Source organism: Methylobacterium sp. Gmos1, from assembly GCF_053764715.1.
The window spans coordinates 1-20136 of sequence record NZ_JBSNCC010000030.1; the positions used below are offsets into that span (position 1 = coordinate 1).

Here is a 20136-nt window from a genome sequence, read left to right on the forward strand (position 1 = left end):
CTTCGTCGCGTTGACGGTCATCACGCGGGTGATGCGGAGATCGTCCTGCGCGAGGTAGACGTCGAAGTCGTAAGACCCGGGCGACCACGACCCGCCTGCGGTGCCGTTGGCGGCGTTGGCCGGCGGGGTCGGCTGGTCGCGCCAGGTGCAGAAGTCCTCCAGCACCACCCCCTCCACTGGAAGTGGGTTCTGGCCGCCGATGACGATACCGCGGCCGGGGTGGTCGAAGAACAGGTAGCTGCCGGCACCGGGGCTGAAGCTGTTCCCGGTCGTGTACGGGGCGCAGTAGTCGCCCGTGAGCTTGGCGTGCCCGTCGATTGCTAGGGGGGACGCCGCACGGCGCATCTTGCCCGCGGCCGAAGCCGGCATGGTCACGGCCCGGCCGGTCGCGACGGACCAGTTGAGCGCGAACTGAAGACGCGGAGCGACATCGGTGCCGACCCCGGTCTTGCCGGGGCTGTCGGCGATGGCGCCCCACAGGAGGACCGAGACCGGCCCCTGGCTGTCGAGATCGGCCAGCCAGCAGCCGCCAACCGTGCGCGGAACCTGCGAGCCGCCGTCGCCCGCGCCGCTGTTGAGGGAGCACGGGCTGGACGAAAATGTGTAGCTGGCTTGCCCACCATCGCCGGGCGTGGCGTAGCCGTCGCGCAAGACCCGCTTGAACGGCAGGACGACGCCGCTCAGTTCCGTCGTGCTCGCTACGCGGAACTGAGCGGCCCCGAACAGGACACTACCGGTCGCACTGATGCCGCCGAACCCGTTCGGGGCGAAGGTGTTCGCAGACAGGTCGTCCGTCGGCCGCAGCACCTTGGTCCAGATCTGCCCCTGGAGCACGCACGGCACGCGGGGGCCGCTCGTGCCGGAGGCGTAACAGAGACCCTGTGAGAGCGGGCCGGCGGGCGAGAGGCCGTCGGCGTGGGCCGCTGCCACGCCGAAAAGCGCGGCCAGGACGGACAGGATCAGGGAGAGGCGGCGCATCAGACGACGCTCCAGATATTGTCAAGGAGCCCACGGCGAAGGCGCACGAACGGGATGGATCCGTCGAACAGAATTCGGTTGTCGCCATAGGGCGGGATCGTGTCACCTGATCCTGCAAGCGGGATCAGGGACAGCGTCAGGCTGGGGCTGGTAATGCGCTTCTCGTCGATGATCACGAGATCCTGGCCGTAGGGGTAGCCGTCCACGTCCGGTAGTGACCAAGTCCGCGAGGCGGTGATTTGCGGGATCACGACGTGCACCGCGCCCTGGGGGATCGGGAAGTCGGCATCGGGGCCAACGATGCCGCCAAGCGAGGCTTTCGCCGCGAGATGGTCGGGCAGGATCTTCTCTTCCGTATCGCCCGTCTGTGCGAAGGCGACGAAGGGCACAGCAGCCGATAGTGCATTTTCGATTGGCGTGGCATGCTGGCTGCCGTCGGCCTGCTTGATCGAAATAGTCGATCCCGAACTCATGGCGAAACCTGCGGGGGATAGAGTTTCACCATCCGCTCGCCGACCGCGTCGACATCGCGATACCATTGCCCGCCCACGGGCACTTGGGATGTATCGGTCGGAAGAGGCGGCAGAGCGTTGAGCGCAGCGTTCATGAATGCCCGCAACGCGGCGTTATTGTCCACGGGTATCAGCACCAGCGGGGAGCTCGGATCGTAAAACTCGGCGTCTCCGGGCTGGTAGACGATCGAACCGCCCGTGGTTGACTGGCCGATTAGCTGCCGCCAACCACTCGTCGGCGGGTTGGCCGTGCAGATGCCGCCCGGGCCTATCCAGAGGCGCTGACCGTCGCCGAACACGCCCACAACGCCTGTGATCGGCCCCAGCAAGGTGATCGACGCGAGGGAGCCCGCAGGCGTCGGCAGCAGCACGAGTCCGGCGAGCTTGCCGCAGTGGGCAGGGTTCGAGGGGTCGGCCGGCGACACGGTCCCGTTCCCGTTGTCGACTACGTTGATGCTCGCGCCGATGTCTGTGGCAGCGAGCAGCTGCAGGACCGTTCCGGCGCCATCGGCGCCATCGCGACCCTTGAGAGAGGCGAGGAAGGTGGCCCGGTCGCCGGAATTCCCGGCCGCGAGCCACACCTGATAGGCATCCTGGCCGGTCAGCCCCGGCTGTCCCGCGGTCGGTAGAACGAATGGTGCGCCAGTCGACGTACTCGAGGCATAAGCCATGCGGACCTCAGGGCAGATAGGCCACGCCGTCGACATGCTCGAGATTGCCGAAAAGGCAGCTCTTGCGGCGGCCGTCGGCGAGGGCGAGCAGTTCGTAGACGTAGGCGCCAGGCGGAAACCGCGTTGGCGCCATCATGGGGGCGAGGACAAGGAGGGTCGGCAGGCCGCTGCCGCGGCCCGGAATCAACGTCTGCAGGGTGCCGCCCGGCGGGAGCGATGTGGCCTCAAGGGTCACCACCGGCGACGTCTGGTTCTGGCGGACCTGCAGGACGTAGTCGATCCCGGTGTCATCGAGCAGCTGCGGCGTGGGCTGGACACCCCAGGAGTCGCCGGCCACGAACGGCACGTTGTCCGGTGTGAGCGTGAGGGTCAGGCCGCCAACCGTCACTGGTGCGCCCGCCATCCCACGCCCGATCAATGCGCCGTTGCCACCCGTGACGCTGAACAGGGCGACGCCGCCGGTGGTGCTCGTCACGGTGACGAGATGCGGGTCGAGGCTGGCGTATGCCGCGACGTCCGAGACCACGAGTGTTCCGGTGCCGACGTTCGTCACGCCGGCGACGATGGCAGCCGGCCCGGCTCGGACGATCGGCAGCGGATCAGTCCAGTCCTCGCTCGCCGACGTGCGCAGGTCGAGCCTGCGCGGTTGGATCAGGAGGATGTTCGTCGGCACGGATCAGGCCTGGATCTGCGAGGCCGTGACGAACAGGGCGTCAATTGCCGCTGCGTCGAGGCCGAGGGCGGTCCCGATTTCGGCGACATAGGAGTTCGCCCGCTGCCAGGTGCGCGCGTCGGTGAACCAGATCTCGACCTCGCCGCCCGCTTGCTCGACGGCGGCCTTGACGGCCGCCAGGTGTCCGGCGCGGCTCAATGCGATCTTGGCCTGCGCGGACGTGACCTCGGTCACGGCGGCCGGGGCGGGCGGCGGCGGCGGCTGGAAGTCCCCATGGTCGACCAGCCAGCCCTCCGCCACGTCGGGGTGGGCGGAGACGCTGAGCAGCGCCCAGCCTGCCGGTAGCGGGTCAGGCAGGTTCGGGCGGGCCTCGAAGAGCTGGTGGACGCGGTCATCCACGCAGAGGGCGTAGGCGTAGGGCATGAGACGATCCGATCAGTAGCGGGCGATGACGAGGCCGGAGGCGCCTGGACCACCGATCGAGCCGTTGCCGGTGACGTTGTTGCCGGCCGAGCCAGCGCCGCCGCCGGCCGGGAATGAGCCGCCGTTGCCGGCCGCACCGAAATTCGGCGGAGTCGTCGAGGAGTTGTAGGCGGACCCGCCGGAGCCACCGATGAAGGTGTTGGTGCTGCCGACGTTGTACGGCAGCCCCCCGATGTAGCCGGGACGGGAGACCAGCCCCCCGGATCCGGTGCCCCCCGGGCCGTTCGCGGCCGGCCCGCCCGTGGAGCCGCCGCCACCGGTGCCGCCCCCGGCCACGATCGTGGCGCTGCTGCCATCGGGCTTGATGTAGGTGACCGACGACAAGGCGCCGTTGCCGCCGTTGCTGCCGGCCGCCGAGCCCCCAGAGCCACCACCCCCGACGACGATCGTGAGCGCGGACCCGGCGCGACAGGCATACGAGCCGGCCTCGTAGTCCCCGCCGCCGCCGCCAGCTGCGGCAGCTGTCGTACCGTTCCCCGTGGCTCCGCCGCCGCCCCCGCCGCCGCCCCAGGTCTCGACAGCGAACGTGGACACATCGGCCGGCAGCGTCAGGGTGTAGGTCCCCGGGCTGTTGTAGACCGCGGTGCGGCCGCCGACGACGAGACGGCTGCCGAAAATGTTGGTGATGACGGTCGAGGAGACCTCGGACGACGATTGACCCAAACGGCGCAGAACGCCGTTCAGGAACACGGCGAGGAACGGCCGGCCAGCCGGCCCGTCACCCGACGACGGATCCGCGCCGTCGTTTCGTTTGAGGGGAATCGCCCCGAAGCTCTGGATGCTGACGGTGGTCGGGCCGGTGATGTCGGCCGCCGGCACGATCTCGAACACCTGATAGTTGGCGAGCGCGCTGATGGGAGGGCTTAACGCGGGGATCGTGATGACGTTCGGGGTGCTGCTGGTATCGGCTCCGGCGTGGACCAGCGACGTCTGAGGTACTGCGGCGCCGGTCATGACCGACAGCCAGCCCGCCGCCGTCCCGCCGTCTGGATTGGTCAGGTTGCCGTCGACCATGTTGAGCCAGGCGAGGCCAGCTGTGGTCGAGGAGAGCAGCGCGCCGCGCGGGTAACCACCGATCTTGCTGGCGAATGTGCCGTCCCAGAGGTTCAGGCCGCCGGCCGCCTGCCAACGCGCCCACAGGGTCAGCAGCTTGAGGATGCCGTTGATGTCCTGCCCGAACGGTGGAACGCCGCCGGAATCGACCGGCAGGAAGCACAGCGGGGGAAAGCCGTCCTGCAAGCTGGCTGCGCCGTTAACGATGCCGATCTGCGAGCCTTCCGGGATGTCACGGATGTAGCTCGGCCCGGCCCCGTTGGCGAACGGGATCGGGAACTTGGCAGGAACCTGCGACTGCTGCATCTCGCTACCTCGGGATGATGGCGACGGAGGCTGCCACGCCGGTAGGCGTCGGCAGGACGCCGCTCTGCTGGACGATCGCGAGCTCGACCGGGGTCAGGGCGAACTCGAAGGTGTAGATGATGGCCATGTGCGGATTGGGCTGGCCGGCGTAGAAGGGAGCACACTTGGCGCTCAGAGAGGGCGCCGAGGTGCCGACGCCGCCGCCGTAGAGGGGCGCGGTGTTCAGGGCCTCGTCGCCTGGCCTGGCTTCGGCGAAGCCCAGGTACGGGCCCGGGTAGTCAACGAGGGTGTTCAGCCCGCGGATGTAGTTCGGCCGGACCGATGCCGCCTCGGCGAACCCGAAATAGCTGTCCGGCACCCGCTCCTTGACATAGGCGTTGCCGCGCCCCGGAAAGATCCGCCGAAGGATCGCGTTGATGGCCGGGATCGACCCGCCGCAGATGTTCGCCGCGGCCTTGGCGTAGATCAGCCGGCGGTAGGCCTCCGTGCCGAGCCGAAAATTCTGGGTCGTGACCGCTCCGTCGTAGAACGGGCCGTATTCCGCCGACGTCTCATCCGTGGCCTGCTGGATCGGGCTCGCCGGCATGAACGTGCCGTAGCCGTAGGGCTCCGACCCGGGCTGCGCCTCGGCGAACCCGAGACAGGCGCCGTAGGTCAGCAGGGCGTCGTTGAAAGTCGTGATCGTGCCGTCGCCCTGGACCGCCGCCTCGGCAAAGCCGAAGAACCGGCTCGTGACGACCTGCAGCACCCGGTTGACGCCGACGATCCGACCCCAGATGTCGAGCCCATAACCCTCTGCGGTGTCGAGATCGCGGACGCGCTGGAAAAAATCGTCGAGGTTGGGCCGCTGGTCGAGCGCGGCCGCCTCGCTCTCAAGGATCCCAGTCAGGATCGGGCTGTTCGCGAACTGGCTGAGGATCGTCGTCCAGACGTCGAGCTGTTCGGTGACGGGTAGCTGACCGCCCGGGGCGCTGCTCCGGTCGTGCTGTGGGGGGTAGGCGGGCCCGGTCATACCAGCGCGACGACGATGTTCGCGGCTGAGAGCGAGGGCACCTGGTCGATCCCGACCGGGACACGGAACTGGTCAGGACGTGCGGCGTAGAGCCGGCGCGAGGTGATGGCGCTGTTGGGTGCGGATAGCGTGTAGGTGCCCGTGCCGCCGGTGCCGGTGGCGAACGACGCGACCATGGTGCCTGGCAGCACCACGCCGTTGTCGTCGAGGATCGTCTGGCCGACCTCGAGCGCGCCCGAGCCCGAGCCGACGGCCGTAACCTGCAACGCCGTTCCGTCGAGCGCGCCCATGAAGGTCGCGTCGGGCACGGTCGAAGCGCCGATGCGCAGCGAGACGATGCGCGCCCACGGCCCGAGGGCCTGAACCGGATCGTAGTAGCGGCTCGCCAGGATCTCGGCGCCGATGCGCGCGCGCGGCCCGCCACCTTCCGCATCCGCGGCGCGGCACCAGCCTTCCGCGAGTGGGTCGCGATCCTCGGCGGCACGATCGAGAAATTGCCGGACAACGCCTTCGCCGAGTCGGGCACGAACGTCAGTACGGTGCTGGTGGTGGTCGACATGCCGGGAGGCGGAGCGTGAAGCGCCGCGAGCCCGCGCCGCCGGCGGACTTGCCGGACGATCCGGTCATCCTCGCCGGGATGATCGAGCGCAGCCTGAAGGTCGCGCTCCGGACCATCGCCGACCTGCGCGCCGAACTCGCGCCGCCGCCGCGGCCTGCCGCCGCGCAGCAGCAACTCAGCCTCCTGGAGCCCCGCCCGTGATGACCGACGCCGCCACGCCGACGAAGCGGCGCGCCAAGCGCCCCGACGAGATGTCCCGGTTCCGGGAGTGGCTGACTCGCAACGGCGCAGAAGTGCTAGCGCCGACGAACCCCTACGAGATCGTCCGCTTCCGCGGCGATCAGGGCGTGTCGATCGTCTACCGGAGCGACACGAAGCCGATCTCCCGGATGACAGGGCAGGCCGCTGAGGCGCTGGCGACCTTCCGGGCGCACGGCACCATGCGGTTTGTCGACCGCGGCCGGACCGTCATCGCCCGGGCCGAGCCCCTGGTGCGCGCCCTCGTCGAGCGTGACGGCGCCACCTGCTTCTACTGCGACGAGATGTTCACCGACGCGCTGCCGCCGACCCGTGAGCACCTGCTGAGCCGCACCCACGGCGGCCCGGACCACATCGCGAACCAGGCACTCGCCTGCGAACCCTGCAACCGCCTCGCCGGCCACCTCTCGCTCGTCGAGAAGATTCGGCTGCGTGACCGCCTTCGTGCCGAGAGGAGCGCATCATGAGCCGCACCGACCGCCAGGCCGCGACCGCGGCCGTCATGATGGGGCTCGGTGCCCCGATGCCCTGGTGGCCCCAGACCAGCAGCGGCCACCTCATCTCCGACGCGCAGGGCCAGCCCCTGTTCCTCGTTCTCCCGGCCGCCGGGCGGGATCAGGCGGCGCTCGCCCGGACGATCTCGCGCATCCTTAACGAGGCTGCGGGCGAGCCCGAGGCCGGCGTCGCCGCGCCCCTCGACCCGGATCACCTCGACGCGGTGCGCGAGGAGAGTGCGCGGTGCGGGCGGCAGATGGGGCGGCGGGTTGGGGGTGGGCGGTGAAGATTGTCCCGCACATCTCCGGCTTGGTCTCGGGCGCCGGCCTCTACACCATGCCGGCCGCGACCTACCACGCGGACCCGAGCCCGGCGCCAAGCCTGTCGTCGGGAATCGCCCGCACGCTGCTCGACGAGACGCCGCGACACGCCTTCCAGAAGCATCCCCGGCTCGGCGGGACTGCAGAGGATGCCCGCAGCCGCAAGCTCGACCTCGGATCGGTCGCGCATGCCATCCTCACAGGCGAGGGCCGCGACGTGGTCGTGGTCGAAGCCGACGCCTACACCAACAAGGCCGCACGCGAGGCGCGTGACGAGGCGATTGAGGCCGGACACACGCCGGTCCTGCGCAACGATCTGCGGAAGGCCAAGCGTATGGTCTCCGCCGTCCAGGCGCGGCTCGCCGAGACGCAGGGTGCGGAGCGAGCCTTTGTCCAAGGCTACGCCGAGACGGCGCTGGTCTGGCGCGACCGGATCGGCATCTGGGGCCGGGCGATGCTGGACTGGTGGGGCCCTGACTCCACCGAGATCTGGGACCTGAAGACCACCTCCGGCGGCCTGTCCGATCGCGCCATCGCCGCGCGCATCGCCGACGGCCTCGACATCCAGGAGCACTGGTACCGGCGCGGCCTCGCACGCCTCAACCCCGATCTCGCCGGCCGCCTGCGTTTCCGCTTCGTCTTCGTCGAGACGGCCGAGCCGTTCGAGTGCCGCGTCATCGAGCTCACGGGGCACCAGCGCTGGCTCGGCGAGCGCAAGGCGGTGACCGCGGCCGTCCTGTTCCGTCGCGGCCTGACCACCGGCCAGTGGCCCGGCTACCCGGCGGAGATCGCTCGCGTCGAGAGCCCCGACTGGGTCGCCCGGCAGTGGGAAGCCCGCGAACTGAGCGACCCGCTGCTGCGTGACCTCGGCGCCGAGCTGACCCTCGCCCATTCCCCCGACCAGCCCGACACGGAGATCGCCGCGTGACCGAGAAGTTCACACGCACGTTCGAGGACCGCGAAGCCGTGCGCCAGCAGGTACCGCTTCTCGTCGGCCTGTTCGGGCCGTCGGGATCAGGCAAGACTTTCTCAGCCCTTCGGCTCGCCCAGGGCATCCAGCAGGTTGCCGGCGGCGACATCTTCGTGATCGACACGGAGAGCAAGCGGGCGCTGCACTACGCCGACCGGTTCAAGTTCCGGCACGTCGAGTTCGGCGCCCCGTTCGGCTCCCTCGATTACCTCGCTGCGCTGAAATACTGCGTCGGCCGCGGCGCCAAGACGATCATCGTGGACTCAATGAGCCACGAGCACGAGGGCGTCGGCGGTTACCTGATGACACAGGAAGCCGAGCTCGACCGAATCGCCGGCAGCGACGAGGGCAAGCGGCAGCGCGCGACCTACTCGGCCTGGATCGTGCCCGCGAAGCAGCGGCGCCAGTTCATCAACGGCGTGCTGCAGCTCAACGCCAACTTCGTCTTTTGCTTCCGCGCGAAGGACAAGCTGAAGGTGAAGGGCGGGCGCCCGGAAGAGCTCGGCTACATGCCGATCGCCGGCGAGGAGTTCCTGTTCGAGATGACCGTCAACGCCCTACTGCTGCCGGGCGCGGGCGGGGTGCCAACCTGGCAGACCAACATGCCGGGCGAGCGCAAGATGCTGAAGCTGCCCGAGCAGTTCCGCGACCTGCTGCTGCGCAACCGCCGGCCGCTCGACGAGGAGATCGGCCGCAACCTCGCGCAGTGGGCTCGGGGCGGGTCGATCGACCAGCAGGTCGGCGACAGCGACCGGCCAGAGACGGGCGGCGATCAACCTGCCGAGCCGAAGCTGTTCGCTGTTGCGCGTGAGAAGGCGCGGGCCGGCCGCGACACGTTCGAGGTGTGGCGGCAGCGGCTGAGCGAGAAGCAGGATGCCTCGCTCGCCGAGATCCGGGACGAGCTCTACCGCCTGATCTTCGAGGCGGACGGCGAGGAGACCGACGCCGAGTTCGTCGACGAGGCTGCCGACGAAGCGCCCCCGCCCGCCGACGACTTCCCCGGCAACGACGCCATCCAGGAGACCACGCGCCGCGGCCGTGGGCGCTCTGGCGGAGAGGGCTGACCGATGCGCCGCCTCCGCCGCGAGAAGCCCGGCAGCCCCGCCTACCGCCAGATCTGGCGCATCGTCGACGGCGCCGTAGCCCAGGCCCTCGACGCCCACCCCGAATACCTCGCCCCCGGCGCTCGCGTCAGGACGGTGCGCAACAGCATCGTCAAGCGCGTCACGGGGGCGATCACCGGCCACGCCGCCCAGGCGGCGCGGGTCCGCTCCGAGGCAAGCAACCCGGCGGACGTCATGAGGCGGGGCTGCTGACTAACAGCCCGCCAGGGCGCCCTTCAGTCGGCGCCCTCGGTCCTCGTTTCCGCGAGGACTCCTGCGGGAGGGGCGAGCCACCGACCCTCCCGCGCACCATTCCCGCCAGCCAGAGGAGCCCATCGTGAGCAGCACCGTGCGCAACCGCATGATCGGAGCCAGGATCAGGCTGGCCCGCAAAAAACGCGGGATCACGATCCGCGAGTTGGCGAACGTCCTCGACGTGTCTCCGATCACCGTCTCGCAATACGAGCTCGGCGAGCAAGCCGTGTCGAGGCCTCGCCTTGAGCAGATCGCTAAGGCGGTCGCCGTGCCGGTCCGCGATCTCACTGCCCGACTGCCCCTCACCGACATGTCCGACGACGAGGTGGAGATGGTGCAGCTGCTCCGCGCTCTGCCGGCCAATGGTCGAGCACACTTCTGCAGCCTCGTGGGGGGTGGGTGGCATGAGCCTCTTCCATCCCCTCGTCAGCTTCGATGCAATCAGCCTTGAGGAACTGAACCGCTGCCTTGTCGCCTGGGAGCACAAGATGGGCCCCTGGCGGCGGCCGGCATACGGTGTCGAGTGGTTCCACGGCTTGCGCTTCAACGGCGAGCTCGTGGCGGTCCTCGCCGCCGCCCGTCTTATCGGGGCCACCGCCGGTGGCTTCACCCGGTCTGAGGCATTCGAGCTCGGGCGTGTGTGCGCGGGGCGTCCGAACACCAACACCGCAGCGCTGAGGCTGTGGCGAGAGACGGTGTTCCCCGCCCTGTGCGCCGCGCACGGTTTCCGGTGGGCGATCTCCTACCAGGATCGGCGACTACACACGGGCGGCCTCTACAAGTGGGACGGCTGGGTGTGGCTCGGCCAATCCAGCAGTGGAACCGACGCGCGCAGCGGCGTCGTCGGCCGGCCGAAAAACATCTGGGGCTGGTGCATCAACCCCGCCGAAATGTCCGCCGTTGCGACTGAACGCGCCAAGCTGAGGGTCGCAGCATGACCCTCCGCGCCCAGACCCTCCACGACCCGTATTTGGTCGGAAATGGCCGCTGGTGCTCGTCCTGCTGCACGCTGGCGTCCGCGAACTCCTCTATTCGGCCGACAGCATGGCGTGGTCATTCGCAGCCCGACGGCAGGGCCGGAACGGCAACGACCCCGCCGAGGCCCACCGCTTCGTGGAGCGTGTCATGGCCGCTGCCAACCGCGCCTTTGAGCCCTGGCAGATCCCCCTTCCGCTTCTCAGGAGCGCCGCATGATCCCGCGCACCGCCGCCGAGGCGGCAGACCTTCGGCGCTGTCGCGAGCGGCAGGCCGTCGTCGCGCGCCAGCAAGTCGAGCATCACGTTGCCATGCAACGGATCTGGTTCGAGCGGGCCGCGGCTTTTGAAGCCGAGGCCCTGGCCGCGCCATGCGACGAGCCCGCGAAGCGTGAAGACGCGATAGCGGCTGAGGGACGTAGTCCGGCCGGCGCGGTCGGCGAAGCCGAGGCGCACGACCTGAAAGCGCTACAGGCTGAGAACGAGAGGCTGAAGGCCAACCTGCGTGACGCCATCGCTGCTCAGCTGCAAGCCAGCGAGAACGCGGCTGATCGTGAAGCGCACATCGAAGAACTCACCACCGCCCTAGCGGAGAGCGAGCGCAAGCGGGGGGAGGCTATTGAGGCGCTGAAGCCGTTCGCTGACTTCGCGCAGGATCTCACGGACACGCACCCGGGCTGGGATCACGATGCCTTCCCGCTGTTCGTGGCGGAGGACGTGGAACTGACGCTGGCGCCGTTCCGGGCGGCGCACTTGTTTCTCTCCGCCCTGATCGCCCGAGAGGAGGCCGAGCATGGCCGGTGACACTCGCCAAGAGATCCTTGACACATTCTACCACCAGCAAGGACCATGCTGCGCCGGCTGCGATTGGTGGCACTCCATCAGCGCGCTTGTCGGAGAATGTCACCGGAGTGCAATGGTTTCCGGTCACGACCGGATGATCGCGCTCGGCATTGATTATTCGTCGCTGGCTTTCGGCGCCGGCCATGTAGTTACCAAGCGCGAACACGTCTGCGGCGACTTCAAGGACGAGTTCGACTGGACCAGCCTGCCGCTGCCATATCGGAAACGGGTCGGCGCACTCGCTGAGCGAACCGCTATTCGTGCGCTCATTGACACCCTGAAGCTCGCCCCCACCCCGAGCCAATCAAGAGGGGAGCGGCCGTGAGGCGCTTGATCTTCCCGGCGCTGCTGCTCGCCATCGTCATCGCAGCCTTCGTTGGCGAGCGGCTGTATCGCGCGGATCCGATCGTCATGCTGCGGGAGACCATCGGCGACCCTTGCGACGGGTATCGCCTCGCGTCTGAGAGCGCATACAAACGAATTGCGCTGGATCTTGTCTTCCCGACATTACAGGCCAACAGCGTTTTTTTCTTAGATGCTACACAAGAAAGGGTCGATCGACAGCTAGAACGTATCGCAGATCTGCGCTCTAATTATCTGCCGCATATTAAGGATAAATGCGTCGCCTTACATGCCGCTGGCTATATTAATTACTACGAATACGAAGCGAAATCGGCGATGGCAAAAAGGGCCGACTTCATTGCCAGGAGTGAGCGCCTTCAAAAAAAGTCAAAACAAGAAGATGAGGAGGCTAGATCGCTACGGTCAGCAATCGCAGCAAAAACAGGCGAAATGGAGGCCCCTCGTGACCGATAGCACCAAGGCAGGGCTGCGCGAGGACGCGGCCGACCTTCCATCGCCGTGCCAATGGGGCGGCGGCAACGACGTGATCTGGTGCTCAACGTGCCTCGCCGAATACGCCTATGCAAAGGGCGAGAAGCGACCTGAGTGCCCCCGCGCCCGCGCCTCCGGTATCCCTGTCGAGGGAGGTGGCGAGCGATGAGCGGCCTCCCCGACTACGACCGCGGCTATCGCGATGGCCTCCGGGCAGCTGTGACTTGGCTCGCCGAGAGAGCCGGCACCATGGCCGATCCGCACGCGCGAGCCGTGCTCAACAGCGCGTCAACCAACCTGGGCTGGGCCGCCAATCGGGATGAGATCCCGAGCAAGGCCCGAGCCCGCCCCACACCGCCGGTCAGAACAGAAGGGGAGGGGTAGATGCCGCGTGCCGCGCAGACCGCGGAGCCCGAGATCACGAAGACCACGCCGCTGCGGCTGGCCGACGCGGCGCGCCTTGCGTTCCCGGCGGGCGGTATGACCGCGGCAGGGCTTCGCCGCGAGGCCGCCCGAGGACGCCTTGCCATCGAGCGGATGGCGGGGAAGGATTTCACCACGCTCGCCGCCATCGAGCGGATGAGGTCGCTATGCCACGTCCCGCCAAAGGCCCCCGTCTCTACCTCGTCCCCGCGCGTCGCGACGCCGCCGGCCGCATCACCCGCGCCGCTCGATGGGTCATCCGAGACGGCGCCAAGATGCACCCCACAGGATGCGGCGAGAGCGACATTGCAGGCGCTCATCAAGCCCTCGCCGATTACCTCCGTGCGGCCCACAGGCCGGCGCGCAGCCAACGTGGTCTCGATGAAATCTCCCTCTCGGACATCATAAGCATCTACGCGGTCGACCACGTCGCGCACCATCCGGACAAGGTGCGGATCGCCAAGCGCCTCGATCGGGTGCTGGCTTGGTGGGGCGGCAAGACACTGGCCCAGGTCACGGGTGCTACCTGCCGAGCCTACGTGGCGTCCCGGCCATCCCCGGGCGGCGCACGCCGGGACCTGCAAGACTTGTCGGCCGCGATCGGCCACCACCACCGCGAGGGCTACCACCGCGAGCTCGTGAAGGTGGCGCTGCCGAAGAAGGGCGAGGCGCGCGAGCGCTGGTTGTCGCGCTCGGAGGTCGCCCGGCTGGTCTGGACCGCGTGGCGGGCTCGAGAAGGCGATCGTCCGGCGGCAGAGGGCGGCAAGGCCGGCAACACGACGGTCGGCCGCTACACGATGCGCCACCTCGCCCGGTTCATCCTGCTCGCCTACTCGACGGCGAGCCGGCCCGGCGCGGTGCTGACGGCAAGCTGGGAGGTCGCCGCCGGCCGGTCCTACCTCGACCTCGAGCGTGGCGTCTTCTATCGGCTGCGCGAAGGCGCCCAGCAGACCAATAAGCGCCAGCCGCCGGTGAGGCTGGCCCCGTCGATCCTGGCGCACCTCCGCCGCTGGCGCCGGATGGCCGAGGAGGCGCGAGCCGAGGCCGAGCGCTCCGGGCTGCCGGCGGAGGGCGGCCACTACGTCGTCGAGTGGCGCGGCCAGCCGGTAGCGCGGATCAAGGTCGGGTTCGCGAACGCCGTCGCGCTCGCCGGCCTGGGGGAGGGGGTCTCGCCGCACACGCTTCGGCACTCGGCTGTGACACACCTGATGCAGCAGGGCGTGCCGGCCTGGGAGGTCGCAGGGTTCGCCGGCATGGGCGAGGCGGTGCTACGGCGGCACTACGCGCATCACCACCCCGATCACATGGGCGAAGCTGTCGCCGCGATGCGGGGCACACGCTCCCGTCCGGGCCGCTGAAGGGGCTTGCCGGAAGCGCTCGGCCCGGCTACCACGAGTGAGGTTTCTGTCGCCGTTTCTGTCGCCGCCACCGCAGTCAAGACACGGATGTCGCGCTAAGGGATTGAAGACAAAAGCCGAGGGCCTGTAGCTCAATGGTTAGAGCCGACCGCTCATAACGGTCTGGTTGTAGGTTCGAGTCCTACCGGGCCCACCACGATTTCCCCTCTGGCAGCGTCTGTCTCGACGAGAGACGCCGCTGGCGCACTGGTACCGAAACCGGATCGATTACCGCGAGAACCTCCGCTCGGGAGCCTCCCGGCGGGGTCGTCGGCGATGCGTGTACCGGCGCGCGACCAAGCCTTCGCATCGCGAAACGATCAGTCGGGAACCGTATGATCGCGCGCACCATCGTGGTGTCCTCGTGACCGCCGCAGATCGCCGGAGGATGAAACATCGAGATGTGGCCGGTTCAAGGCTGAATGCGCACCACAGGCGAATATAGCATCAGGCAATTCTGTAATATTTACTAGTTGTTGAGTAAACGTTCGCGATTTGGAAATACATTACCCCGATGATAGTTTAAATTCGACGATCGATCGGAAGCGGCCGCTGGAACGAGATGCCGGCGGATCCGGCCGGTGATTCTATCGCGCGTGCAGGGCTTCGATCGACCGATTCTCGACCTCCGGCGCGTCCAGCTCGGCGCGGAGCCCGCGGAGGCGCAGGGTCAGGTGACGTTTCTCGCAGGCGCGTCCGACGGCGTCGGCGAGGCGCTCGGGGGCGAAGGGCTTCTCGATGAAGTCGTAGGCGCCGCGCCGCATCGCCTCGACCGCCATCGGCCCGTCGCCGTGGCCGGTGACGAGCAGGACCGGCAACTCGGGATCGCAGGCCAGCGCCCGCTCCAGCACGGTAAAGCCGTCCATCCGCGGCACGCGCATGTCGGTGACGAGGATGCCGGGGAAGCGGTCGTCGAGGGCGGCGAGGGCCGTCTCCGGATCCGCGAAGGTCGAGACGGCGTAGCCGGCGAGCGTCAGCCACTGGTCCAGCGCCTCGCGCACCATCTCCTCGTCGTCGAGGAACAGGACCCGTTCCGTCTTGTCCGCCATCGCTCAGGCCTCCGCCGCCGGCAGGACGAGGGTCATGACGGCGCCCTGCTCGCCGTTCTCGGCCGTGAGGCTGCCTCCGAGGTCGCGCATGATGAGCGAGGAGAGCGACAGGCCGAGCCCGAGCCCCTCGCCGGCGCCCTTGGTGGTGAAGAAGGGATCGAAGATGTGCGGCATGTGCTCCGGTGCGATGCCGCCGCCGCGATCCGCGACCGCGAGCCGCCAGGACCCGACCGGATCGTCGGCGCAGGCCGGCTCGCGCGAGGCGGTCACGTCGAGCCGGCGTTCGGGCGCGTCGCGCATCGCGTCGAGGGCGTTGACCATCAGGTTGAGGAGCACCTGCTCGAGGCGCACCGGCTCGGCCCGCACCATCGCGTCGGGCGGGATCCGGCACTCGACCGTGACGTTCTCCGCGCGCAGCCGGACCCGCAGGAGGTCGAGGGCGGCCTCGGCGGTCGCGGCGAGGCGTACCGCCTCGCGGTGCTCGGGGCCGGTCTTGCGGGCGAAGTCCTTGAGGTGGCGGATGATCTCGGCGATGCGCTGCGTCACCTCGGTCATGCGCTGAAGGTTGCGGCGCACCGTTGTCTCGTCGCCGCGCTCCAGGAAGACCGCGGTGCTGGCGAGGAAGGTCCGCAAAGCCGCGAGCGGCTGGTTGATCTCGTGGTTGATCGCCGTCGAGATCTGGCCGAGCGCGGCGAGCCGGCCGGCATGGATCAACTCGTCCTGGGTCGCCCGCAGAGCGGCGGTGGCGCGCTCGCGCTCGGCGATCTCGGCGCGCAGGCGCGCATTGGCGTCGCTCAGATCGTGGGTCCGCTCCGCCACCCGCCGCTCCAGGGCGAGCCGCATCGCCTGCTCGCTGCGGAGCCGCTGCCGCTTCTGGCTCGCCGCGGCGAGCGCGAAGGCGAGCGCCAGGAAGGCGATGCCGGTGGCCGCCGCCACCAGGAGCGCCTGGCGAAAGGACGCCGCGGTCGGCGCGACGTACCACAGCGTCCAGCCGAGATCCGGCATCGCGACGTGCTCGACGATGCCGCCCACGCTCCGGCCGCCGGACGGGAGCCGGATCGTCCCGCCGGGATCGCCCCGGCCATCCTCCAGCAGGGGCCCCAGGCTGCTGTCGCCGTATTGCCGGGCCGCCCGGATTCGGTCTGTCTCGGCCGCCACCAGGGGCCGGAACGGCCGGTACTTCCACTCGGGCTCGCTTGCCAGGAAGACGACGCCGGCGGCGTCCGACACCAGGATCTGCTCGCCGGCCCGCCGCCACTCGCCCTGCACCCCTTCGAGGTCGACCTTGATCACCACGACGCCCGAAACCCAGCCGCCCTCCCGGTCGCCGATCCCGCTGCCTTCCCCGGCGACCGCCTTGCCGATGAACAGGCCCGGCTGCCCGGTGGTCGTGCCGACCCCGAAGTAGCGCGAGGTGCCGGTCGCAAGGGCGTCGAGGAAGTAGGGCCGGTAGGCGTAGGAGGAGCCGACGAAGCTGAGGGGCTGGTTCCAGTTGCTCGCGCTCACCGTGAGCCCGTGCGAATCCAGGAGGTAGATCGCGGCGGCATCCGAGATCTGCGCGATGGCCTCGAACTTGGCGTTGACGGTGGCGGCCGCGCCGGGCGCGGCGGTGTCGGCGAGCAGGTCGTGCACCTGGGTGTCGAGGGCGAGCACGCTCGGCAGGTACCGGTAGCGGTCGACCGTCGCGCGCAGGACCGCTTCGGCGATCACGAGGCGCTGGCGCGCCGCGCGCCGGACCTGGTCGTGCCCCGCGGCGAGGGCGAGGAGGAAGACCGCCAGGGTGAGCGCCAGGATCGCCCCCGCCAGCGCCCATCGCCAGGCCCCGGGACCGCCGAGGAGCGCACGCATCCGCGAGCGCGGCGGCGCTGCGGCCCGGGTGGCGGGATCGACCTGGCTCATGGCGGACGCCTTCACCTCACTCGGTAGCTTCTCTCGACCCAATCGGCGACCAGCGCGGTCTGACCGGAGTCGAGCAGCGCCGGGGCGTGCCCGCAATCGGGGAATTCGATGAGGTCCGCCCGGGGGCCCCTCCGCATCATCTGCTGCGCGGTATCGGGCCGCAGCAGGTCGGAGCGCTGGCCGCGCAGCACCAGCGTCGGGCAGCGGATGCGGTCCCAGAACTGCCAGAAGCTGTTGTTGAAGATGCGGCCGGGCCTGAACGCCTCGCCGATGCCGGGATCGAAGTGCGACACCCAGGTGCCCTGTTCGGTCTCGAAGAAGCTGTGCCGTGCCAGATGCTCCCACTGGCCGTCCGTGAGCCGGCCGAACGGCGCGTACACCTCCCGGACGTGGCGCACGGCCGAGGCGAAGTCGGGGTAGCTGCGCGGCGCGGCGCGGACGTCCTCTCCGATCCGGCGCAGGGCCAACCAGGGCAGGTGCGGCCCGATATCGTTGATCACCAGGCTTCGCACCGGCGTCTGCTCCTTGGAGGCCATCAGGACGCCGATGAGCCCGCCGAGCGACGTGCCGATCCAGTCGACCTCGTCGACGCCGAGATGCGCGACGAGCATCGTCATGTCGACGACGTACTGGGGCAGCCCGTAATCGTCGGGGTCCTTCAGGCGGCCGCTGAGGCCGCGTCCTACGAGGTCCGGGCAGACGACCCGCCAGCCCCGGCGCACCAGGCTCTCGGCCAGCACGTCGAAATCGCGGCCCTGCCGGGTCAGCCCGTGGACGCAGACGGCGACCCGCACGGCGTCCAGCGGCCCCCAATCGACGTAGGAGACGGCGTGGAACTCTCCGCGCGCCACACTCAGAAAGCGGCCGGTTCGCATGTCAGATCATCCCGCAGACGCCGTCGCACCGGCCGGTGCGACGGATGCCGGGCCGGCCCGTGAGCGGTCCCCGTGAGCGATCCCCGTGCGGTGCGACCACCGCGATGGGCGCCCCCGCGAGAACGATCCGCCGGCACGCTCGCACGGCGCCGGCGGCGCATGGTTCGGCCGATGCGTCAGGCATCCATGCTTTCCTTCGACGAGGAGAGGACCGGACGCTGCCGATCCGGCGCCTGGAGAGCCGCGTTGTGGGCCTGGGCTTCGGCCCGCGTCTCGAACACGTGGGGGGCGACGTCGCGCGACTGCAGGCTCGTCCCGAGCTTCAGGCGCATGAACGCGCTCGTCGTGTAGCGCGACGCCGTCGCGTAGTAGCGGCCCTCGAGATAGGCGATGGTCGAGAAATACGCGTCCGACACGGCGGGTTCGAGGTCGAAGCCGTCGTAGTTGGCGATCAGCTGGACGCGCCGGCCGATCTGCCGGCAGGTGCGCTCGAACTCCCGCCGGACGAGCTCGACGTCGTCGATCGTGCGGACGTGGAAGCCCTCGAAATTGACGAAGAGGGTGTTGCGCTGGGCATCGTAGCTGATGCGGTCGGCGAGGCTCAGCCCGAGCAGCCACGGCTCGAGCCCCATCACGCCGGCCTGGAAGATCCGGGGATCCATCGGTGCCGGATCGTCGACGATCGGCACGAAGTCCATCTGGGCGAGGATGTCCCGTTCCAGATCGATGCCGGGCGCGATCTCGACCAGCTCCATGCCGGCGCGGGTGCGCCGCAGGACGCAGCGCTCGGTGACGTAGAGAACCGGCTGGCCCCGCTCGGCCGCGAAATCGCCCGAGAACGTGATATGCTCCACCGCCGCCATGAACTTCTTCGACCGGCCCTCCTTGAGGATGCGGACCTCGCCCTCCTCGATCGCGACCTCGAGGCCATCGGCCGTGAAGGTCCCGGCGAAGACGAGGCGTTTGGCGTTCTGGGAGATGTTGATGAAGCCGCCCGCGCCCGCGAGCCGCTTGCCGAACCGGCTGACATTGACGTTGCCGGCCGCGTCGGCCTGGGCGAGGCCGAGCACCGCGAGGTCGAGGCCGCCGCCGTCGTAGAAGTCGAACTGCTGGTTCTGGTGCAGGACGGCGGACGGGTTGAGCGCCGCCCCGAAATCGAGCCCGCCCTGGGGCAGGCCGCCGATCACCCCCGGCTCGGCGGTGAGCGTCAGGTACTTCAGCACCCGCTCCTCCGCCGCCACGGCCGCGACCCCCTCGGGCATGCCGATGCCGAGATTGACCACGCCTCCCGGCGGCAGCTCGACGGCGCAGCGCCGGGCGATCACCTTGCGGGCGTCGAGCGGCAGCGGGGCGATCCGGTCGAGCGGGACCCGCTGGCGGCCCGAGAAGGCGTGGTTGTAGGGCGTGGCGTAGGTCTGCCGGTGGTTCTCCGGCTGGCTCATCACGACGCAGTCGACGAGCACGCCGGGCACCTGCACCTCGCGCGGGGCGAGCGAGCCCGCTTCGGCGATGCGCTCGACCTGCGCGATCACGAAGCCGCCCGAGTTCTTGGCCGCCATCGCCGCCGACAGGGTGTCGAGCGTCAGGGCCTCGCGCTCCATCGTGATGTTGCCGGCGGGATCGGCGGTGGTGCCGCGGATGAACGCGACGTTCACCGGGAACGTCCTGTAGTGCAGCCAGGATTCGCCGTTCAGTTCGATCAGGCTGACGAGATCCTCGGTGGTCGCGGCGCTGAGCTTGCCTCCGCCCTGGCGCGGGTCGACGAAGGTGTGCAGCCCGACCTTGGTGACGTGACCGAAGGTCTTGGCGGCGATGTCGCGGTAGAGGTGGCTGATCACGCCGAGGGGCAGGTTGTAGGCCTCGATCGCGCCGGCGAGCGCCATCGCCCCGAGCTTCGGCACCAGCGCCCAGTGGCCGCCGACGACCCGGCGCACGAGGCCGGGCTTCGCCAGGCGGTTGAGGCCCCGCTCCTTGCCGTCGCCGGGGGCGGCGGCGAACATCAGCCCGAGGCCGCCCGGCGCGCCGCTCTCGTCGAAGCGGCGGGCGAGGGCCAGGATCAGCTCGTCGGGCGTGCCGATGCCGACGAAGCCGGAGACGGCGATCATGTCGCCGTCCTGCACGATCGCCACCGCCTCGTCGGCGCTGACGATCTTGTTCTTGAGGCCGGGCATGAGGCGCCCCTCGGCGGCGTGGC

Annotated in this window: 25 protein-coding genes, 1 tRNA gene and 1 pseudogene; 15 read left to right on the forward strand and 12 right to left on the reverse strand. The window is 69.4% G+C overall.

Annotated elements, in window-relative coordinates; genetic code table 11:
- The 8 genes and pseudogenes from ACS5PV_RS30340 to ACS5PV_RS30375 all read right to left on the reverse strand — a co-directional run.
- Nucleotides 1–978: pseudogene (locus ACS5PV_RS30340) on the reverse strand (hypothetical protein); the annotation flags it as partial.
- Nucleotides 978–1451, reverse strand: a complete 474-nt coding sequence (locus ACS5PV_RS30345) for a hypothetical protein (RefSeq protein WP_455399053.1) — start codon at nucleotides 1449–1451, stop codon at nucleotides 978–980. The pseudogene ACS5PV_RS30340 and the gene ACS5PV_RS30345, both read right to left, overlap by 1 nt.
- On the reverse strand, nucleotides 1448–2161 hold the full coding sequence (locus tag ACS5PV_RS30350) for a hypothetical protein (protein WP_455399054.1): 714 nt from the start codon (nucleotides 2159–2161) through the stop codon (nucleotides 1448–1450). The genes ACS5PV_RS30345 and ACS5PV_RS30350 overlap by 4 nt, the downstream gene beginning before the upstream one ends.
- A gap of 7 nt (nucleotides 2162–2168) precedes the next feature.
- Nucleotides 2169–2834 (reverse strand): hypothetical protein, encoded by a 666-nt coding sequence (locus tag ACS5PV_RS30355; protein WP_455399055.1) that lies wholly within the window; start codon nucleotides 2832–2834, stop codon nucleotides 2169–2171.
- 3 nt (nucleotides 2835–2837) lie between these two features.
- A complete protein-coding gene (locus tag ACS5PV_RS30360) occupies nucleotides 2838–3257 on the reverse strand; it encodes a hypothetical protein (RefSeq protein WP_455399056.1) in 420 nt (139 codons plus the stop codon).
- A 12-nt stretch (nucleotides 3258–3269) separates the two neighbouring features.
- On the reverse strand, nucleotides 3270–4676 hold the full coding sequence (locus ACS5PV_RS30365; RefSeq protein WP_455399057.1) for a glycine-rich domain-containing protein: 1407 nt from the start codon (nucleotides 4674–4676) through the stop codon (nucleotides 3270–3272).
- 4 nt (nucleotides 4677–4680) lie between these two features.
- Nucleotides 4681–5688: a DUF2612 domain-containing protein gene (locus ACS5PV_RS30370; RefSeq protein ID WP_455399058.1), complete on the reverse strand. Its 1008-nt coding sequence runs from the start codon at nucleotides 5686–5688 to the stop codon at nucleotides 4681–4683.
- Complete coding sequence (locus ACS5PV_RS30375) at nucleotides 5685–5996, reverse strand: hypothetical protein (protein WP_455399059.1); 312 nt, start codon at nucleotides 5994–5996, stop codon at nucleotides 5685–5687. The genes ACS5PV_RS30370 and ACS5PV_RS30375 overlap by 4 nt, the downstream gene beginning before the upstream one ends.
- A 266-nt stretch (nucleotides 5997–6262) precedes the next feature.
- Here ACS5PV_RS30375 and ACS5PV_RS30380 point away from each other — a divergent pair, with 266 nt between their 5' ends.
- The 15 genes from ACS5PV_RS30380 (at nucleotide 6263) to ACS5PV_RS30450 (ending at nucleotide 14276) form a co-directional block, all read left to right on the forward strand.
- The gene (locus ACS5PV_RS30380) at nucleotides 6263–6448 is read left to right on the forward strand and encodes a hypothetical protein (protein ID WP_455399060.1); all 186 of its coding nucleotides are present in this window, start codon (nucleotides 6263–6265) and stop codon (nucleotides 6446–6448) included.
- Complete coding sequence (locus tag ACS5PV_RS30385) at nucleotides 6448–6972, forward strand: HNH endonuclease (RefSeq protein WP_455399061.1); 525 nt, start codon at nucleotides 6448–6450, stop codon at nucleotides 6970–6972. Before ACS5PV_RS30380 ends, ACS5PV_RS30385 begins: the two co-directional genes overlap by 1 nt.
- Entirely contained in the window at nucleotides 6969–7286 is a 318-nt protein-coding gene (locus ACS5PV_RS30390; RefSeq protein WP_455399062.1) for a hypothetical protein, read from the forward strand. The genes ACS5PV_RS30385 and ACS5PV_RS30390 overlap by 4 nt, the downstream gene beginning before the upstream one ends.
- Complete coding sequence (locus ACS5PV_RS30395; protein ID WP_455399063.1) at nucleotides 7283–8248, forward strand: PD-(D/E)XK nuclease-like domain-containing protein; 966 nt, start codon at nucleotides 7283–7285, stop codon at nucleotides 8246–8248. The genes ACS5PV_RS30390 and ACS5PV_RS30395 overlap by 4 nt, the downstream gene beginning before the upstream one ends.
- Nucleotides 8245–9354 carry an AAA family ATPase gene (locus ACS5PV_RS30400; protein ID WP_455399064.1) on the forward strand — a complete coding sequence of 370 codons (1110 nt, stop codon included), beginning with the start codon at nucleotides 8245–8247 and terminating at the stop codon, nucleotides 9352–9354. Before ACS5PV_RS30395 ends, ACS5PV_RS30400 begins: the two co-directional genes overlap by 4 nt.
- A gap of 3 nt (nucleotides 9355–9357) precedes the next feature.
- Complete coding sequence (locus tag ACS5PV_RS30405; RefSeq protein ID WP_455399065.1) at nucleotides 9358–9606, forward strand: hypothetical protein; 249 nt, start codon at nucleotides 9358–9360, stop codon at nucleotides 9604–9606.
- Between the two features lie 124 nt (nucleotides 9607–9730).
- Nucleotides 9731–10099 (forward strand): helix-turn-helix domain-containing protein, encoded by a 369-nt coding sequence (locus ACS5PV_RS30410; protein WP_455399066.1) that lies wholly within the window; start codon nucleotides 9731–9733, stop codon nucleotides 10097–10099.
- Nucleotides 10053–10586, forward strand: coding sequence for a hypothetical protein (locus tag ACS5PV_RS30415; RefSeq protein ID WP_455399067.1), 534 nt, complete (start codon nucleotides 10053–10055; stop codon nucleotides 10584–10586). Before ACS5PV_RS30410 ends, ACS5PV_RS30415 begins: the two co-directional genes overlap by 47 nt.
- 52 nt (nucleotides 10587–10638) lie before the next feature.
- Nucleotides 10639–10842, forward strand: coding sequence for a hypothetical protein (locus ACS5PV_RS30420; RefSeq protein ID WP_455399068.1), 204 nt, complete (start codon nucleotides 10639–10641; stop codon nucleotides 10840–10842).
- Nucleotides 10839–11426, forward strand: coding sequence for a hypothetical protein (locus tag ACS5PV_RS30425; RefSeq protein ID WP_455399069.1), 588 nt, complete (start codon nucleotides 10839–10841; stop codon nucleotides 11424–11426). The genes ACS5PV_RS30420 and ACS5PV_RS30425 overlap by 4 nt, the downstream gene beginning before the upstream one ends.
- Nucleotides 11416–11790, forward strand: coding sequence for a hypothetical protein (locus ACS5PV_RS30430; protein ID WP_455399070.1), 375 nt, complete (start codon nucleotides 11416–11418; stop codon nucleotides 11788–11790). Before ACS5PV_RS30425 ends, ACS5PV_RS30430 begins: the two co-directional genes overlap by 11 nt.
- The gene (locus ACS5PV_RS30435) at nucleotides 11787–12281 is read left to right on the forward strand and encodes a hypothetical protein (protein ID WP_455399071.1); all 495 of its coding nucleotides are present in this window, start codon (nucleotides 11787–11789) and stop codon (nucleotides 12279–12281) included. The genes ACS5PV_RS30430 and ACS5PV_RS30435 overlap by 4 nt, the downstream gene beginning before the upstream one ends.
- Nucleotides 12282–12683: 402 nt before the next feature.
- Nucleotides 12684–13130, forward strand: coding sequence for an excisionase (locus ACS5PV_RS30440; protein ID WP_455399072.1), 447 nt, complete (start codon nucleotides 12684–12686; stop codon nucleotides 13128–13130).
- 179 nt (nucleotides 13131–13309) lie between these two features.
- Complete coding sequence (locus tag ACS5PV_RS30445) at nucleotides 13310–14080, forward strand: tyrosine-type recombinase/integrase (protein ID WP_455399073.1); 771 nt, start codon at nucleotides 13310–13312, stop codon at nucleotides 14078–14080.
- Nucleotides 14081–14200: 120 nt separating this feature from the next.
- Nucleotides 14201–14276, forward strand: a tRNA-Ile gene (locus ACS5PV_RS30450).
- A gap of 430 nt (nucleotides 14277–14706) precedes the next feature.
- On the opposite strand, the gene ACS5PV_RS30455 is transcribed toward ACS5PV_RS30450, so the two are convergent.
- From ACS5PV_RS30455 to ACS5PV_RS30470, 4 genes are all read right to left on the reverse strand, one after another.
- On the reverse strand, nucleotides 14707–15168 hold the full coding sequence (locus ACS5PV_RS30455) for a response regulator (protein WP_455399074.1): 462 nt from the start codon (nucleotides 15166–15168) through the stop codon (nucleotides 14707–14709).
- Between the two features lie 3 nt (nucleotides 15169–15171).
- Nucleotides 15172–17067 carry an ATP-binding protein gene (locus ACS5PV_RS30460; protein ID WP_455399075.1) on the reverse strand — a complete coding sequence of 632 codons (1896 nt, stop codon included), beginning with the start codon at nucleotides 17065–17067 and terminating at the stop codon, nucleotides 15172–15174.
- Between the two features lie 11 nt (nucleotides 17068–17078).
- Nucleotides 17079–17942 carry an alpha/beta fold hydrolase gene (locus tag ACS5PV_RS30465; protein ID WP_455399076.1) on the reverse strand — a complete coding sequence of 288 codons (864 nt, stop codon included), beginning with the start codon at nucleotides 17940–17942 and terminating at the stop codon, nucleotides 17079–17081.
- Between the two features lie 176 nt (nucleotides 17943–18118).
- Nucleotides 18119–20113, reverse strand: a complete 1995-nt coding sequence (locus tag ACS5PV_RS30470) for an acyl CoA:acetate/3-ketoacid CoA transferase (protein ID WP_455399096.1) — start codon at nucleotides 20111–20113, stop codon at nucleotides 18119–18121.
- Nucleotides 20114–20136 lie beyond the last annotated feature (23 nt).